At 64.4% G+C, this 16,857-nt stretch carries 13 protein-coding genes; 5 read left to right on the plus strand and 8 right to left on the minus strand.

Annotation, left to right across the window (positions count from 1 at the left end):
* The 5 genes from IPP90_09600 to IPP90_09620 all read right to left on the minus strand — a co-directional run.
* A partial coding sequence (locus IPP90_09600; protein ID MBL0170971.1) for an ABC transporter permease occupies positions 1-2,168 on the minus strand: 2,168 nt, incomplete at its 3' end.
* Between the two features lie 69 nt (positions 2,169-2,237).
* A complete protein-coding gene (locus IPP90_09605) occupies positions 2,238-2,744 on the minus strand; it encodes a GyrI-like domain-containing protein (GenBank protein ID MBL0170972.1) in 507 nt (168 codons plus the stop codon).
* A gap of 39 nt (positions 2,745-2,783) precedes the next feature.
* Positions 2,784-5,111: a carbohydrate binding family 9 domain-containing protein gene (locus IPP90_09610; protein MBL0170973.1), complete on the minus strand. Its 2,328-nt coding sequence runs from the start codon at positions 5,109-5,111 to the stop codon at positions 2,784-2,786.
* A 142-nt stretch (positions 5,112-5,253) separates the two neighbouring features.
* Positions 5,254-5,979: an amidohydrolase family protein gene (locus tag IPP90_09615; GenBank protein ID MBL0170974.1), complete on the minus strand. Its 726-nt coding sequence runs from the start codon at positions 5,977-5,979 to the stop codon at positions 5,254-5,256.
* Positions 5,980-5,994: 15 nt separating this feature from the next.
* Positions 5,995-6,759 (minus strand): hypothetical protein, encoded by a 765-nt coding sequence (locus IPP90_09620; GenBank protein ID MBL0170975.1) that lies wholly within the window; start codon positions 6,757-6,759, stop codon positions 5,995-5,997.
* Between the two features lie 178 nt (positions 6,760-6,937).
* Here IPP90_09620 and IPP90_09625 point away from each other — a divergent pair, with 178 nt between their 5' ends.
* Positions 6,938-7,930: a M15 family metallopeptidase gene (locus IPP90_09625; GenBank protein ID MBL0170976.1), complete on the plus strand. Its 993-nt coding sequence runs from the start codon at positions 6,938-6,940 to the stop codon at positions 7,928-7,930.
* Between the two features lie 21 nt (positions 7,931-7,951).
* Here the strand turns inward: IPP90_09625 and IPP90_09630 are convergent, their stop codons facing one another.
* Positions 7,952-9,181: a spore maturation protein gene (locus tag IPP90_09630; GenBank protein MBL0170977.1), complete on the minus strand. Its 1,230-nt coding sequence runs from the start codon at positions 9,179-9,181 to the stop codon at positions 7,952-7,954.
* On the minus strand, positions 9,178-9,942 hold the full coding sequence (mpaA, locus tag IPP90_09635; GenBank protein ID MBL0170978.1) for a murein tripeptide amidase MpaA: 765 nt from the start codon (positions 9,940-9,942) through the stop codon (positions 9,178-9,180). The genes IPP90_09630 and mpaA overlap by 4 nt, the downstream gene beginning before the upstream one ends.
* Positions 9,943-10,113: 171 nt before the next feature.
* Between mpaA and IPP90_09640 the strand changes: the two genes are divergently transcribed.
* Positions 10,114-12,729, plus strand: coding sequence for a serine/threonine-protein kinase (locus tag IPP90_09640; GenBank protein MBL0170979.1), 2,616 nt, complete (start codon positions 10,114-10,116; stop codon positions 12,727-12,729).
* On the opposite strand, the gene IPP90_09645 is transcribed toward IPP90_09640, so the two are convergent.
* Positions 12,710-13,402, minus strand: a complete 693-nt coding sequence (locus IPP90_09645) for an aspartate/glutamate racemase family protein (GenBank protein ID MBL0170980.1) — start codon at positions 13,400-13,402, stop codon at positions 12,710-12,712. The genes IPP90_09640 and IPP90_09645 overlap by 20 nt on opposite strands.
* Positions 13,403-13,644: 242 nt before the next feature.
* Here IPP90_09645 and IPP90_09650 point away from each other — a divergent pair, with 242 nt between their 5' ends.
* The 3 genes from IPP90_09650 (at position 13,645) to IPP90_09660 (ending at position 16,680) form a co-directional block, all read left to right on the plus strand.
* Positions 13,645-14,211, plus strand: coding sequence for a hypothetical protein (locus IPP90_09650; protein MBL0170981.1), 567 nt, complete (start codon positions 13,645-13,647; stop codon positions 14,209-14,211).
* An 11-nt stretch (positions 14,212-14,222) separates the two neighbouring features.
* A complete protein-coding gene (locus IPP90_09655) occupies positions 14,223-15,413 on the plus strand; it encodes an AI-2E family transporter (GenBank protein ID MBL0170982.1) in 1,191 nt (396 codons plus the stop codon).
* A gap of 292 nt (positions 15,414-15,705) precedes the next feature.
* Positions 15,706-16,680, plus strand: a complete 975-nt coding sequence (locus tag IPP90_09660; GenBank protein MBL0170983.1) for an NADPH:quinone oxidoreductase family protein — start codon at positions 15,706-15,708, stop codon at positions 16,678-16,680.
* The last annotated feature ends 177 nt before the right edge of the window (positions 16,681-16,857 follow it).

Here is a 16,857-nt window from a genome sequence, read left to right on the forward strand (position 1 = left end):
AGGCCCACTCCGGCCAGCACGGTGGCCAGCAGCGCGAACGCACTGGAGAGGATGGAGATCATTCGGTCGAGAAAGATGTTCTCCCGGACCTGCTGCGGCATCGTCTTGAGATCCTCGATCGGCACCGTCGGATCGATGCGCTTCATGGTGGCACGCAATGCGCTGAGCATCTGTTCCGGTGGGATCGACGACTGCACATAGAAATACAAGGCACCCACGTCGCCGTCCTGACGCCATGGTCGATAGTACACAGGTGGGATGGAGTCCTTGACGTCACTGTACTTGAGGTTTCGAACCACTCCGACGACCTGCACGTTCAGGGAGTCGCCTTCGGACTCGCCAATGTACTTCCCCACCGCGTCGCGCCCCCATCCGAATTTCTTCACAAACGCTTCGTTGACAATGGCAATGGCTTGTGACCCGACCCGGTCAGCGGTCGTGAACTCTCGACCGGAAATCATGGGCACGTTGAACGTGGAAAAGTAGTCCGAGCCCACTTGGTTTGCGGCCGAATTGCAGTCTACGTCCGGGCCGCAGTTGTATCCCTGCACCTTGAGCGAGTTGTTGTTGCTGTCGCCGCTGAGAAGTGGCGTTTCGCCTTCCGTCACACTGGTCACGCCAGGAACCGTCTTCAACTCCTGTTCCACGCGATTGAACAGCTCCGCGCTTTGCACGCTGTCGTAGCCGGCGCGCCGCGGCACAATGCTGAAGGTGGCGATGTTGTCCACCCGCAGGCCGAGATCGACACGCGTGACATTCATGAGGCTTCTGAGGAACAACGCGGACATGATGAGCAGCCCCATCGACAGCGCAATCTGCGCGGTCACGAGACCGGCACGAAAGCGCGCCGCCGCGCGACCGCCGGCGATCTGGCCGGCGCCCGCGCGGATCGTGCTCATGACGCCCGTGCGCGTACTGTGCAGGGCGGGGAACAGGCCGAACACGATGCCGGTGATGAGACTCAGCATCGCCGAAAAAGCGACTACCGAGCCACTGATCGAGAATCGCATGGTCGTGGACGCCTCCGGCGGGAGCAGGGCGCCGATCGCGCGCAGCGTCCACACGGCCACGAGCAGCGACACCAGGCCGCCAATCATCGACAGCATGATGCTCTCGGTGAGCAGTTGCAGCACGAGATGCCGACGTGTGGCACCCAGGGCGAGTCGTACGCCCATTTCGGTGGCCCGTCCGGCGCCGCGCGCCAGCAGCAAATTCGCAATGTTCGCGCAGGCAATCAGCAGGACCACACCGGTCACCGAGAACAGCAGTGTCAGCGGCGTCCTGGCTTCCCGAATCATGTTGCTCTGGCCATGCGCGCCGGGGACGATCAGCAGCCGCTTGGCCTTGAAACTTGCCATGGTCTTGTCACTCAGACCCTGCTGTAACGGGGCTTCCACATTCACCAGCAGCGGATGAAACACGCCGTTGGCCATGGTGCGCGCGGTCTCGATGGACACGCCCGGTTTGAGGCGCGCAAACAGATAGATCCAGTAGTTGCGGCGGTCTTCCCAACGGGTGAAGCGTTGCACCTCGCCGCGCATCGACAGCGGGACGTACACGAGGGGACGGGCACCAAGCGACGTGCCCTCAAACGACTCCGGTGCCACACCAATCACCGTGAACGATTTGCCGTTGAGGCGAATGGTCTGTCCGATCACGCCGGGGTCTTTTCCGAACCGGTCCTTCCAGAAGCTGAAACTGATCACGGTCACGAAGTGCGCCCCAATAACGTTGTCGTCATCGGGGGTCAGCAATCGCCCTGCCGCGGCCTTGATCCCGAGCACCGGGAAGTACGAACCGCTCACCATCGAACCTTCGCCCGTCATCGGCTCGTTGCGGACGGTCAGCGACGTCCCGAAAATGCGATGCGCGGCAATACCGGTGAACGGCGTCTGCAAGCGCTCCAGATCCCGGAACATCGCGTAGCTGAACACTTCATCGCAGCGGCCGGACGTGTTGCACGAATTCGAACCCGGCATTGGACCGGGTGCCGACAGATTCACCAGCTCGCCCGGCGCTGGCACCGGCAGCGGGCGCCGCAGCAGCGTGTCAAACATCGAGAAGATCGCGGCGTTCGCCCCGATGCCGAGCGCCAGGGACAGGACGGCGATGGTCGTCACGAACGGTGTCTTGATCAACATCCGTGCGGCGAGCGTGATGTTTCGCATGGGGCGGGACGCGGGAGGAGGGAAGTCCGGTAGCCTTGGACTTGGACGGCGCCCGCGCGGGAAAGGTTTCTATGGTGCCGGATGTGCGGCGCCCCATCGACCGTCGGCACCGCTGGGGTGCAGCAGGTAGAAGACGTCCGTCCGCAATTGCGAGGGATCGGCGTGCCAGTGCCCGTACACTTCCCACGATGGACCGGCGCGCGTGCGATCGTTGGCGCGACACCAGGCCACAACGGCCGCATTCGCTTCGCCCAGGCGTCCATACTCGCCGACGTGCGTGGTCATCGCCGCCACCCCACCGGGCGTCTCCAACGGCATCACGCCCCCAACGGCGTCAAAAAGCGCGGTGACGCCGACGCAGAAATCCACTGTGAGTTCTTCGGCGGTCGCCGCGCGATAGATGAAGATGTTCTGCCCATCAAGCGCCACGGCACCCGCCCGTGCGGCGGCGTACACCTGATCCAGATGCCGGCCGAACTCATGGCCGACCCGGCCACGCGGCACCTGCGCACGCACGCCGGCAACCCGACGAGCGGCAACGACAACTTCGCGGACATCGTACGGCGCGGAAGACATGAACACGTCGTCAGTCAGGTATTCCGTGGACCGGCACGCCTAGTAGCGAAACAACCGGTTGATCTTGACCACGAACGCGCGGTTCTTGAGCCCGCGCACCGTCGTTGGCGTGACGTACCGATCGTCCCGCACGTCGCGTTCATCGGTGTACACCAGGAACAGCTCGCTACCGGGCGCATACTCCCAACGGAAGCGCAGGTTGGTGCTGAACGCGCGGTCGGCCGAGTTGTATTGCACGAGTGCGCTGGCAAACATCAACGGCGAGAATCCATAGTCCACGCGCGCCCGTGCCAGCCGCGTGGTGAACGCGGCATTCGGTCGCTCGATGCGGGTGATCGAAAACGTCGGCTCCACGGCCAGCCGCTGCATGACCGCGATGCGCGCGGCCGAGAACGTACTGCCGGGTCCGAAGGTCACGCTCCGGATGGAGCCGTCATAGTAGCGCCCGCCCTGAACCTTGATGGTGCCCGACGCGCGTCGCTGCGCGCCGAACTCGTACGACAACGCGACATCAGAGAAGTCGTAGCCGCCTGGCGCGATGGCGGCGGGCGACCCGGAGGGGGTGAACGGGCGGCGCAGGAACTCGAAGTCCTGCGTGACGTCGATGTTCAGTTGATCGCTATTGGCGAATTCCGTGCCGAAGTGACCGCGCCAGATTCGCGTGTCGACCGCGCCAGCGCCGTTCTCGAAGTATTCGCCAGATGCAGTCCCAGTGAACTTCCGCACCTGTGTCAGATGCATCGGTCGCGGACTGAAGCGCACTTCGCCAAACGACCGGTTGAAGTCGGAGCGTCGGCGAAACCCAACCTGCGGATCGAAGTTGCGTCCCACCGACAAGAACTCCGCTTTCGCACCGTACCGGTCGACGCTGTAGTCCACGCGACCCTGGTAACTCTGGTTGTCGCCGCTCACACCGGTGGTGCTGGTCTGCGCCCAGTAAGCGCCGGCCGTCAGCGCCTGTGACAGCAGAAACGCGCCATCCACCCCGTACGCCGCATTGGTGCCGGTGCCCGACGCGCCCACCGACCGGTTGGTGGCCATGATGCCTATGGAGCTGCGTTGCAGCACATCGCGCTTGAGGCGAACCACGGTGAAGTTGGTGGCCTCGGAATTCGATGGCGCGTCACGGGAGGTGCCGATGTTCATCAGCCCGATGGCGTACTTGCCAAGCTTACCGGTCAGTCGGCCGCCCACATTGATGGGGACGACGCTGCTGTTGTCGAGTCCGATGCGTCGCGTGTAGAACAGCTGCGGCGTATCGCTCGTGTTGGAGCCGCTGAAGGCGCCGCTGCCACCCCGCGCAAAGTCGAAAATGCCGCGACCCTCCAGGAAGAAGTCGCGCTTCTCGGGAAAGAACAGGCTGAATCGCGTCAGGTTGACTTGCTGCTCATCGATCTCCACCTGCGCGAAGTCGGTATTGACGGTGACGTCCGCCGTGAGATTGGGCGTGACGGCGTACTTGATGTCGCCGCCAATTTCGCTGCCGAAGACGTTGTTGGTTTGCGGTGTGCGCACGCGGTCGGTTGAGACGCGCGAGACGGCGTACGGTTTGAGCTCGATGTTCTTGCCGGCCTCCGGGAGATCGAGACCCACCAGTGTCCCGGCGGCCGACACGCGGTTGAGCGCCTGCGGGCCAGCCATGATGCGCGGCACGGGCGTGAGGTAGTCCCACTCGTTCTTGTGCCGGACCGAGCGGCGAATCTGGATGCCCCACGTCTGATCGGGACCGGCACGATACCGGAGCGACTTGAAGGGGATGGCCATCTCCACGGTCCAACCACCGTCAAAGCGTCCGGACTTGGAAGTCCACACGGGGTTCCAGTCGGTGTTCGATCCGCCTTCGTCCACCACGGAATAATCGGCGCGCGCGCCGAGCGGATTGGTATAGAACGCAAACCCGCTGCGGCGATCGAAGAAGGTGTCGAAGAGCACACCGATGTGCTCGTTGTTGCGGAGCCCGCCCGTGTCGCGCCGCAGTTCGTTGACAATCCACTCCGCTGGCGGCGCGGTCTCATAGCACCGGCAGCTCAGGTAGATGTTGTGCTCGTCGTAGGTGATCCATATGTCGCTGCGTTCTGTCGCGGGAGCGCCGTCGGTCGGTGCCACTTGAATCAGCCCGCCGAACGGCGTCTCGCGCGCGTACACCTCCTCGTCCAGCACGCCGTCCAACATGAGTGGTGCCGAGAGCTTGATCGCACGCACGGTGGCTTGGCCAGCGGCGTTGCGGGTAATGACGGCTGGAGCCACCGGGGCGGGTGGACCGTCGATGACCGGCGCTGATTGCGCGCGCGCCGGCGCGACGGTGAGCGCGGCAATACCGATCGAAAAAATGGCACAGCACGGCCAGCGCATGGTGGAGTAGGTCATCGGTGCCGTGGTCTCGGGGCGAAGGGAGGAGACAGAATATCGCCCCGACAGGCAAAGGTTGGGAACCTGCCCCCTCGCCCAGTTCGCGGAGGATCACATAAGTGCTCTCGGTGGCTGCGGACGCCCGGACGGTGGTGTCGCGCTAGCGCTCGGCCATGTGGCGGGTCTTTTCGCTGAGTCGCAGTTCGCGCAGCGCCACGCGGGCTTGTTCGACCATCGCGTCAAGGTCTCGACGGGCGTAGACACGGCCGCGCGAAACAACGAAGTCGATCGAACGCACGGCACGCACATCACGCAGCGGATCGTCACGCAGCACGACCAGATCGGCGAGACGTCCGGCCGCGACGGTGCCCAGGGAGTCCTGCGCGTGCTGATACTGCGCCGGATTGAGGGTACCGGTACGGAGTGCCTCCAGCGGGGTGAGTCCGGCAGACTGCAGGAGTGCCAACTCCATCTGCAAGGAGAAGCCAGGCGCCGCTTGCAGGGGAATGTCGGTGCCGGCCAGCAGCGGAACGTGCGCATCGCGCAGTTCACGGATCAAGCGGGTAAACAGCTTCCACTTGGAGGTCGCCAGGGCGATCACGTGTGGACTGCGTTTCCGTTCGACGTCTTTGGGCGGTTCGGTCATGAGACTCGTGTCACGCGCCACCGGATCACGCGGTGCAATGCGCAACATCAGATCGTGCAGCGTCAGCGTGGGGGTCACCCACATGCTGTGCCGCGCCACATCCGCAAAGACCCTCGCTGCCTGTGCGGGCGAATGCGAGACCGTCGCTGTGTCAAGGATCCCATAGCTTGGCCGCTCCACAACCCTGACCTTGAAGAGCACGCGCTCGAACAGCGTGGGCTGCTGCACGGTGCGCCGCATGGCGCGCAATTCGCCTTACGGAATGACCGCGGTGTTCTCAGGAAACCAGAAGAGATGCTCGACGCTGGACATCCCGCTGGCGGCCAGCTCTTGCAGGCTCACCAACTCGGTGCCGTGTGACACACATCGGATGTGTTGCGTGCGACAGGCGTCGAGCGCGGCGCGCACGATCCACGGTTCGGGCTCGGCCTCGAGTTTGACCAGCGACGCCCCATGCTCACGCAGCAGACGCACCGACGTCTGCACGTCGGCCACGGTTCGAATCGGGAATGGTGCGCCGGGAACGACCGGCTCCTTGCCCAGCTTGCCGCCCGTGGCCAACGCGCGCGGCATAGGTGGCGCGTTGCGTGCGGTATCGGCCACCTGCTGCCACCGCTGCAGCACATCCAGATTGCCGCTCAAGTCGCGCACCCCTGTTACCCCGGCCGCCAGGAGAAGCGCCGAGAAGTAATAGCGGGCTCGCGCGTCCGTGCTATCGGCCCCCGGATGCGCTTTGGTCCACGGCGTGTCCGTCAAGTGCGTGTGCATGTCCCACAGCCCCGGGATCACGAACCGATTGCGGGCAGTGATCACCCGGGCGCCGACGGGAAGTTGATAGGTTCCCGCACCCTGCACGGCGATGATGCGTGCGCCTCGCAGCACGACATCCTGATCGGGCACCCGAATACCGCGCACGACATCGATGACGGTCACGTGCGACAGCACCGTGACGGACTCAGGCTGCCGCGACGCCACCGTGCTCCTGCCGGTCAGCGAGAGGGCCAGAAGGGTGCAACGCACTGAAATCACAATGGGATGCCTCATTCGGGGGAGCGGTCCCGCGAAGCGGGGGACACTCCTTCCTGACGGTCAGCGCCCGGGCCTCGTCACCTTCCAGCTGGAGCCTGCACCCCGCAGGAAGACGGCCACGACGTTGTAAACTCGGGTGCCAATGCGCATCATCTACGCTCACCTGCCGATGGAGCTCACCGTGAACCGCAGTCGCCGCCGTGCCACGCTCGCGCCGTTTTCCGTGGCGGTGCTTTTGAGCACTCCGCTGTGTGCCCCGTTGGGCGCGCAGAACACTGCTCCCTCAGCTGCACTGCAGCCTGGGCCCAAGCCCGCCGCCGCGCCGGCCCTTGGCAAGTGGGTGGGTGAGTACGACCGCAACGGCCAGGTCGTATTCGTGATTGAAGACAGCAATACGCTGGTGTTGCTCGATACCGCGCGCGCAACTGCGTCGCGTCAGGTGCTCACACCGGCCGCATTGCAGCAGTTGCACCTGACCAAGCGCCAGGTGGGACCGGTCGCGGGCGCGAACCAGCTCAAGGTGACACCGGTTCGGAGCATTGCGGATCTTCGCCGTGAGGCCCTCGCGGCCTCGCCACCGACCGAAAAACCCCCAGCGCGCGCCAGTGATCTGGTTGAACTCACCACACTTGACCCGGGCATCAAGCTCGAGATCCGCTACGCGACCACCAACAATTTTGCTGGCGCGAAATTCTACGACCAGCCGCGCGCCTTCATGCAGCGACCCGCCGCCGAGGCGGTCGTGCGCGCCCATCGCGCGCTGCGCGTCCTCGGCTATGGACTGCTGATCCACGATGCCTATCGGCCGTGGTACGTGACCCGGATGTTCTGGGATGCGATGCCCGCCGACAAGCGCTGGCTCGTGGCCAATCCCGCTGACGGGTCAAAGCACAATCGGGGCGCGGCGGTTGATCTGACCCTCTACGATCTCAAGTCAGGTCGGCCGATTGAGATGCCGAGCACGTATGATGAAAGCACCGGGCGCGCACACGCCGACTACCCCGGGGGCACCGCCCTGCAGCGGTGGCATCGCGCGCTGCTGCGCAACGCGATGGTGCGCGAGGGATTCGTCGTGAATGCCCTCGAGTGGTGGCACTTTGATTTTGGCAGCTGGCGCGACTACGCCATCGGCAACGTCACCTTTGACAAGATCGGACGATAGCGGAATCCCAGGCCGTCGCGTCTATCCCCAGAAGAGGTACGCCACCGTGATCGCTGCCGCGACGCCAACGGCGTCGGCGAACAGTCCCATCGCCACAGCGTGTCGTGTCTTCCGGACCCCGACCGAGCCGAAGTACAGGGCCAGGATGTAAAACGTCGTATCGGTCGCGCCCTGAAACGTGGACGCCAGGCGTCCGGCAAATGAGTCGGCGCCATATGTCTTCATGGCGTCCACCATCATGCCGCGCGCGCCGCTGCCGGACAGTGGTTTCATGAGCGCGGTGGGCAGTGCGGCAATGGTGCGATCGTCCAGGCCAAAAAACGCGAAGCCCTTGGCGATTCCCTGCATCAGCAGATCGAGCGATCCTGAGGCGCGGAACACGCCAATCGCCACCAGCAGGGCCACGAGGTACGGGATGATGCGAATGGCCACCTGGAATCCTTCCTTCGCCCCTTCAATGAAAGCCTCGTAGGCATTGACCTTGCGCACCATCGCCATAATGAGAAACGTCGAGATCACGCCGTACAGCACGACATTGGCCACCAGATTCGATATCGCCTGCACGCGCGCCTGGTCCATGCCAGCAAACGTCCACACGATCCCAGCGACCAGCGCGGTCACGCCAACGAGCCAGCCCAGCAGGACGGGATCGAGCAGGTTGATGCGTTGGATGAGTCCCACGCCGATGAGCGCGGCGAGTGTCGCGAAGTAGGTGGTGATGAGAATGGGCAGGAACACGTCCGCCGGATTCGCGGCACCGAGTTGTGCGCGATACACCATGATGCTGATGGGAATGAGTGTCAGCCCAGAGGTGTTCAGCACCAGGAACATGATCTGCGCGTTGGTGGCGGTGTCCTTGACGGGATTGAGTTCCTGCAACTCGTTCATCGCCTTGAGGCCAAGCGGCGTGGCGGCATTGTCCAGCCCCAGCATGTTGGCCGAGAAGTTCATGATGATCGAGCCCAGCGCCGGATGGCCGCGCGGAATTTCCGGGAAGAGACGCGCGAAGAACGGCGAGACCAGGCGCGCCAGCACCCCGATGGCTCCGCCGGCCTCACCCACCTTCATGAGGCCGAGCCAGAGCGTCAGCACGCCGGTGAGTCCGATCGAGATGTCGAAACCCGTCTTTGCGGAATCAAACGTGGCCTGGGTCATGGACGCGAAGACCGCCGTGTCGCCGCCAATCAGCTTGACCAGTCCCACCACCAGCGACACCAGAAAGAAACTGAGCCAGATGTAGTTGAGCGTCACGGCAGTGTTCCGGTGAGGAGTTCCACGAGGACCGGCACATGCAGGCGCATCAGGTCCTCGTTGGCAATGACCGGGAATTCGTAGGTGATCACGGCGAGTCCGTGCTCCAGTCCCCACGTGCCGAACGACCCTGGGGTGGGGTATCCCACATCACGCACGAGGGGCATGGCGGTGCGCGCCGCGAGTCGGGCGCCCAAGGCACTTTCGTGCGCGTCGTCGATACATGCCAGGGGCGCGTGCAAGGCCACGGCCACCGTCGGCGAGAGTTCGTCGATCAACGCCAACAGGGCGCGCGTCTCCGGCTCCGACGCCGGGTGCGTGCCCGGGCTCAGTCGCACGTCGCTGGGATCCCCGATCGTCGCGCGGCTGGTGACGGGACCGGCGCGCCAGGTGGAGGTGGGGAAGTTGCGATTGAGGTCGACCCCGTTGGCATTGGCGCGCGTGCCACGAATAAGTCCGTCAGGGTTCGCCGCGAGGACGACCGCAACGTGGTCGAGCGGTTCGGCAATCTGTCGGAGGGCCCGGGAGAGTGCCCACGTCGTTTCGGGCTCCTCGCCATGGATGGCGGCGAACACGAGGAGGTCGCAACGACCAGCGGGTCGCCATACCTCGAGCGGCACGCCGAGCACGGAGTGGCCGTATGTCGTGGGAGTGACGGCGTGCGTACCCCACTCAGAGCGCGGGCGACGTGACACGAGGAGAGGGAAGGAGGCGGTCAGGGAGTGAGGAGCGGCGACAGATCGGGGCGGGCACGCTGCCATCATGCACAGCATAGCAGCAAGGTGCAGTGGCGCGCCATCCGGCAGCGGGATCGAGTGCGCCTGAAAGGACCGTGAGGACCTGCCAACCGCCTCGACGCCGCCGATTGCACGACTCATATTGGCGTATGTCATACACTGGCGCGGGCGTCGAACTTTGAACGGGGCCTGCACATGAGCGAATCGCTCGCCCGCCTGCAGGAGGCTCTCGCCAACCGCTACCGCGTCGATCGTGAACTCGGCGCAGGCGGCATGGCCACGGTCTACGTCGCCCACGACCTCAAGCATGATCGCGATGTCGCCATCAAGGTCCTGCATCCGGACCTCGGCGCCGCACTCGGCGGCGAGCGGTTTCTTGGCGAGATCCGCACCACGGCGCGCCTGCAGCATCCACACATCCTGCCACTGCTCGACAGCGGCGACGCGAATGGACTGCTGTACTACGTCATGCCGTTCGTCACCGGCGAGACGTTGCGCGCGCGCCTCGAACGAGAGAAACAGCTGCCGATTGATGACGCGGTCCTGATCGCCCGTGAAGTGGCCGACGCCCTCGGCTATGCGCACGGACTGGGGATCATTCATCGCGACATCAAGCCCGAGAACATCCTCCTCCAGAATGGGCACGCCCTCGTGGCGGATTTCGGCATAGCACTGGCGGTGCAATCGGCTGGTGGCGCGCGACTGACGCAAACGGGCATTTCGCTCGGCACACCCTGCTACATGTCGCCCGAGCAAGCCATGGGCGAGCGCGCGATCGATGCGCGCAGCGATATCTTTGCGCTAGGCGCGGTCACCTACGAGATGCTGGTGGGCGGACCACCATTCGTCGGGTCAACGGCGCAAGCGATCGTGGCCAAGGTCCTCACGGAGCGACCAACGGCACTACGTCAGGCGCGCGATACCGTGCCGCCGCACGTCGAGTACGCGGTGCTCAAGGCGTTGGCCAAGCTGCCGGCCGATCGGTACACGTCAGCGGAAGCGTTCGCAGCAGCGCTCGTCACCGTGTCAGGCTCGCTGGGAATTCCTGATCTCCCTGTGCACGGTCTTCGATCGAAACGCACTGCCGTGGCGGTTGGGGTTCTCGCCGTGGGGGCGAGCATGTTTTTCATCGGCCGCGCGGTTGGCGGTACGCGCGGGAGCGTCGAGCAGTTCGGCCAGGCCACGCAGGTCACGTGGGAATCCGGTCTCGAGATTGTGCCGGCCATCTCGCCGGATGGAAAGCTGGTCGCCTACGCACTCGGCAACGGCACGCGATTCAAGATCTTTGTGCGGCCTGTGGCCGGAGGTCGCGCCACGCCGCTCACCGACGACACGCTTGCGGTGGAGACGCAGCCACAATGGTCACACGACGGCGCGCGGATCCTCTACCTCAAGGATGGATTGGTATTCAGCGCGCCCGCCGGTGGTGGCGCGCCCAAGCAGGAGGTGCCGCGCCGCGGGGCTGACGTCGAATCGGCCACGTGGTCGCCCGACGAGCAGCGGATTGCCTATGTGGTTGATGATTCCGTGTTCGTGCGCGACGCCGACGGGGCGAGCACGCTGGTCGCCACGATGGTGCAGCCGACCATGTGTGCGTGGGGGCCGGCGGATCTCGTCGCCTGCTCGGCAGGCAATCGCATGTACCTCAAGGCCGGCATGAACTTCTCGAATTCCGCGCCAAGTTGGATTGTTGTGATCGATGCGAACACTCGGCGCGTGCGCGCCATCACCGACAGCGTCTTTTACAACCAGGCACCAACCTGGTCGGCCGACCGGCGACGCGTGATGTATGTGTCCAACCGCATGGGCATTCCTGACATTTTCTCGCAGGCCGTGAATGCCGATGGAACCGCGGCGGGGTCGCCGCAGCGGCTGACCGTTGGGCTCAACGTGAGCTCGTTCACCATCTCCGCCGATGGCGCGCGCATGGCGTATGCGGTGCTGACCACGACCTCGAACGCCTGGTCTCAGCCGCTCTTCCCGTCATCGGGGGCCACTCGCGAGCGCCCGGTCCAGTTGACGTTCGGACAAGGCGTCGTCGAGACGGCGTCACCGTCGTCCGACCTCCAGTGGTTGTATTTCGATTCCGACGTGACGGGCAATCCGGATCTCTACCGCATGCGCCTTCCGTCCGGTCAAGCCGAGCGACTGACCGTGGACCGCAGGCCTGAGTTCAACCCCAGCCCATCGCCCGATGGCCGGTTCGTGGCATTCCATTCATTTCGCGACGGCTCCCGCGAGATCTTCGTCATGCCGTTGGACGGCGGACCGCTGGAGCAGGTCACCCGGACACCGTATCAGGAACTGAACGCGGTCTGGTCACGCGACGGGCAGTCATTGTCTTTCGCCTCCCAGTCTCAGCCGTTCGGCCTCTTTGTCGCACGCCGCGCAACCGATGGCCGTTGGAGCACGCGCAAAGTGCTTGAGACGGGCGTCTTCCAAAACTGGTCGCCTGACGGCACGATGCTGTCATTTGCAACCGAATTGAGCGGGCTGGGCGGTTTGCGTGTGGTGTCGGTGAACGGCGGGTTGCCGCGGCCCCTGTACGACGAAACGGCACCTGGCGCGCCCAAGGCGGAGATGAGCGCCTGGAGTGACGACGGCCGTACGATCTACTTCAAGAGTCATGACCGCCGCGGGGCATCCTCCATCTGGTCGGTGCCGTCGACCGGCGGAACGCCCACAAAGGTGACGGACCTTGGTGACGATTTGCAGGCGGATCGCTTCTCGTTCAAGCTCGCGCGCGGGCGGCTGTACTACACGCACTATGATCGACAGAGCAACATCTGGGTCATGGACGTGACGCGATGATTGTGCGCCCCGCTGCCAGGTCGGCCAACAACGCCACGTGCACATCAAGCGCATCGATAACCCGGTAACCCGTCTCCCGCCCGTCGAAGGCCAGTCCGAGATCCGTACCCGCCAGCACGATCGCCTCGGCGCCCTGCTCATTCACCATGCGCCGGCCGGCGTCGAACAGCACCTCGCGCTGCGCATCGGTGCACACACCGGTGACGGCGACATCCTGGTACAACTGGCCGAGCCGTTCGATATCATCGTCGCACGCCACGGCGCGCGTGCGATGCAGTTGGCCGTACAGTCGCGTGCGCATCACTACCCGTGTGCCAAGCAGACCCACGCAACCGATGCCTTCGCCAGCGAAGTATTCATCAAGCGGCGTCACGGCGGAAACGAGCGGTAGCGAGGAGAGGCGCGCGGTCTCGTCGAAACAGAAGTGCCCGCCCAGCGATGTGATGCCGACGCATTCCGCCCCGGCGGCTTTCAACCGGTCGATCAGTGCCGCGTAGATCGCCGCCTGCTCGTCGCGACGATCGGCCAGGTTGTTCCGGATGAGCGTGTTGACATCCGCCTGCACGATGGTGAGTTCGAGCGGTGACTGCATTTGCCGCATCCGCGCACAGAGGCGCTGGTAGTAGACCACCGTCGCCGCCGGTCCGATACCGCCGATCAAGCCGATGTGCATGTCACTGAGGGAAGAGGGGGCGAAAGGCTCGCGGGTATGCTCATGGAGCGCCAAGCCAAGCAATGCTCGCGATGGGATCTGCGCAAGCGTAGGATTCACGCAGCGTTGCGGTGCCTCACGAGACGGTCGGATACGTCCGTCCCGTTTCTCCAGTCACCCGAGATTCTGCCGTGATCTCGGACCACGAACCCATCACTCCTTTGAGTGATGGTACCTCGAGGGCGACCGGCATAGCGTTCGGGATGAACGATTTCACAATGTCTCCCATTGACGCTGCGCCGGTGCTCACGATCTCCGCGCGCGCGCTCCGGCCGGTGCTGCCCGGACTACTGCTGGCGGTCCTCACCCTCCTGCTGGGCTTCATGCTTGGCGTGGTGTTCGGGCTGAATGAAGACTTGATCAAGTCACGATTGAGTGCCTCGGCGGCGGCGGCCGATACCGCGGTCTACCATCAGGACCCGGCGGCCATGAAGGCGGTGACCGACAAGTCGTGGACCTATATGCAGCGTTCCCATCTGCATGCCGGCAGCCTTGGAACCGTCGCCATCGCGCTGACCCTGGTCGTCATGCTGCTCGGCACCGGCGCACGTCTCGCGGCCGCCATCAGTGTGGCGCTTGGCATCGGTGCCCTTGGCTACTCGCTGTACTGGGTCTGGGCCGGGTTCCGGGCGCCTGCCCTTGGCGGTACCGGAGCCGCCAAGGAGTCCTTGGCGTGGTTGGCGATCCCGTCTTCGGGCCTGGTCGTGGCGGCAACGTTCGTGGTGGCCGTGCTGCTCCTGAACGCACTGCGAACGCCACGCACCGCCTGAACACGCTCCACGTGTCAGGCACTCCATCGTCGTTGGGTGAGGTGGCGGTTGTACCGCCAGCGGCGCAAGTTCGCGTGCATCGCATCGACATCACCGCCCGCTCGATGGTCATGCTGCTGGCGGTCGTGGCGTCAGCCTTTCTCCTGCTCCGCATCACGTCGGTGATTCTGGTGGTGATTACCTCGCTCCTGCTGGTTGGCACGCTGTCGCCGCCGCTCGAGTGGTTGGAAGCACACGGCATGCGGCGGGGCCGCGGGATCGCGCTGCTGTTTACGATCCTGCTCGCAGTTGTGCTGCTTCTGTCCACGCTGACCATCCCTGAGTTGATCGCTCAGGTGACGTCACTGATCGAACAGGAGCCGGTGTTGCGCGAGCGCCTGGCGGTGTTGCTCTCCCGTTGGCACATCACGTCATCGATGGCGGCCTCACTGCGCCACATCAATTACGGGGCGCTGCTCGGCAACCCGGGCCAGTTCGCCCTCAAGACGTCGATGCGCGCCTTTGAACTGGTGGCCTACGGCGTAGGCGCCGTGTTTCTCGCGCTGTACATGATGATTGATCGCGATCGCTTGCGGGGCGCGATGTTTGCGTTGGTGCCGCGCACGCAGCACATCCGCCTGTCGCGCATCTTGCTCAACCTTGAGCACATCGTCGGTGGCTACATTCGCGGGCAGCTGATCACGTGCCTGCTGATGGGCGGCTTCATGCTCGTGCTGCTCTCGATCCTGCACGTCAAAGGTGCGCTGGCTATCGCCGTGTTGGCGGGACTGGCGGATGTGCTGCCGTATATCGGCGTCCTGCTGGTGATGGGTCCCGCGCTGCTGGCGACCATGTCGCTGGGCACTGCGGTGTCGGTGACGGTGGCGATTTCGATCTTCGTGTATCAGGAGCTCGAAAGCCGCATCCTCATTCCCATGGTGTACGCGCGTTCGCTGCGGCTGCCCTCGTCGGTCGTGCTGGTCGCTCTGCTGACTGGCGGCACGTTGATGGGCATTGCCGGGGCGCTATTGGCGTTGCCGGTCGCGGCCGCTTTGCTGATGCTTGTCGAGGAATTGCGCGTGGAACTCCCCGGCCAGATCGAAACCCCAGCCAAAGGACTTCGACGCGAACGTGATGAAGTGAGCGAACAGGGAGTACACGCTGCGCGCCGAGGGATTGCCCGTGCACGAAGCGGCCGCTATTGCGGTGGAAATTTCGGATGAGCGGGAGCGCGAAGACGCCCGACTGGCCGTCGCCGTCCCCGAGGACTCGCTGTTACTGGTCGCGGCCGAGCCACAGGCGACGGCGATACCCGACGCCGACGGGGACCCTGGTGCGTCTGCCACGGGGCCTTGATACGCACTCAAGCGCCACGCATCGAGATGCGGGTCGGATGTCGTCCTGAACAGATCGATGCGCCCACCCGAATCGAGACGTTAGCGCCGGTACGGCCGCGGCACCATCTTTCCCCGACGACCCGCCCGACCGCGCACGCATCCCCAGCCAAGGAGTGCTATGAAAGCCGTGATGTGCAACGCCTGGGGTTTGCCCGATACCCTTGTGGTCGAGGAGCACGCTGACCTGGTCGCAACGAGCGATCACGTCGTGATCACGGTCAAGGCAGCTGGCGTCAATTTCCCCGACGTGTTGATCATCCAGAACAAATATCAGTTCAAACCGCAGTTACCCTTCACGCCGGGGAGTGAACTGTCCGGGGTGATCACTGCTGTCGGAGACGGCGTGGCGCAGTGGAAGGTGGGCGACCAGGTGATTGCGTTCGCGGATCACGGCGCGTTCGCGGAACAAGTCGTCGTACCGGCCACCAACCTGATGCCGATGCCACCAGGCATGTCGTTTGACATTGCCGCGGCGATCACCCTCACCTATGGCACCAGTCACCACGCGGTCTGTGACCGCGCGCAACTGCAAGCCGGCGAGACCATGCTGGTGCTGGGTGCGGCCGGTGGCGTGGGGTTGGCCGCCATCGAAATCGGCAAGGCGTTGGGCGCGCGCGTCATTGCGGCGGCGTCGAGCGAAGAGAAGTTGGCGGTATGCCGCGCACACGGTGCCGATGCCACCATCAACTACAGCACGCAGAACTTGCGCGAGGCGATCAAAGCGGCCACCGATGGCAAAGGTCCCAATGTGATCTATGATCCCGTCGGCGGCGAGTACAGCGAAGCCGCGTTTCGCTCGATCGCCTGGCGTGGACGGTATTTGGTGGTGGGCTTTGCGAATGGCGAGATACCCAAACTGCCGCTCAACCTCACGCTACTCAAAGGGGCGTCGTTGGTGGGCGTGTTTTGGGGGGAATTCGCCAAGCGTGAGCCGAAAGCCAATGCGCAGGCGATGCGGCAATTGATGGGCTGGTTGGCAGACGGCACCATCAAGCCGCACATCTCGGCGCGTTACGCGCTGGCCGATACCGCGCAGGCCTTGAACGACATGGCGGCGCGGAAGGTGACGGGGAAAGTGGTCATCGTGCCGTAGCGCATGCGCGGGACGGGACCCATACCTGCCACGTCGTGCCGGCGGCGTGGGTTCAGGCGTGTGCCCCGCCGCGATGTCGGCCAGCAGCGCCACATGCACATCCAGTGCATCAATCACGCGATATCCGGTTTCGTGTCCGTCGAAGGCCAGTCCAAGGTCGGTACGGGACGATGGCTG

The organism is Gemmatimonadaceae bacterium (genome assembly GCA_016720905.1).
GTDB lineage: Bacteria > Gemmatimonadota > Gemmatimonadetes > Gemmatimonadales > Gemmatimonadaceae > Gemmatimonas.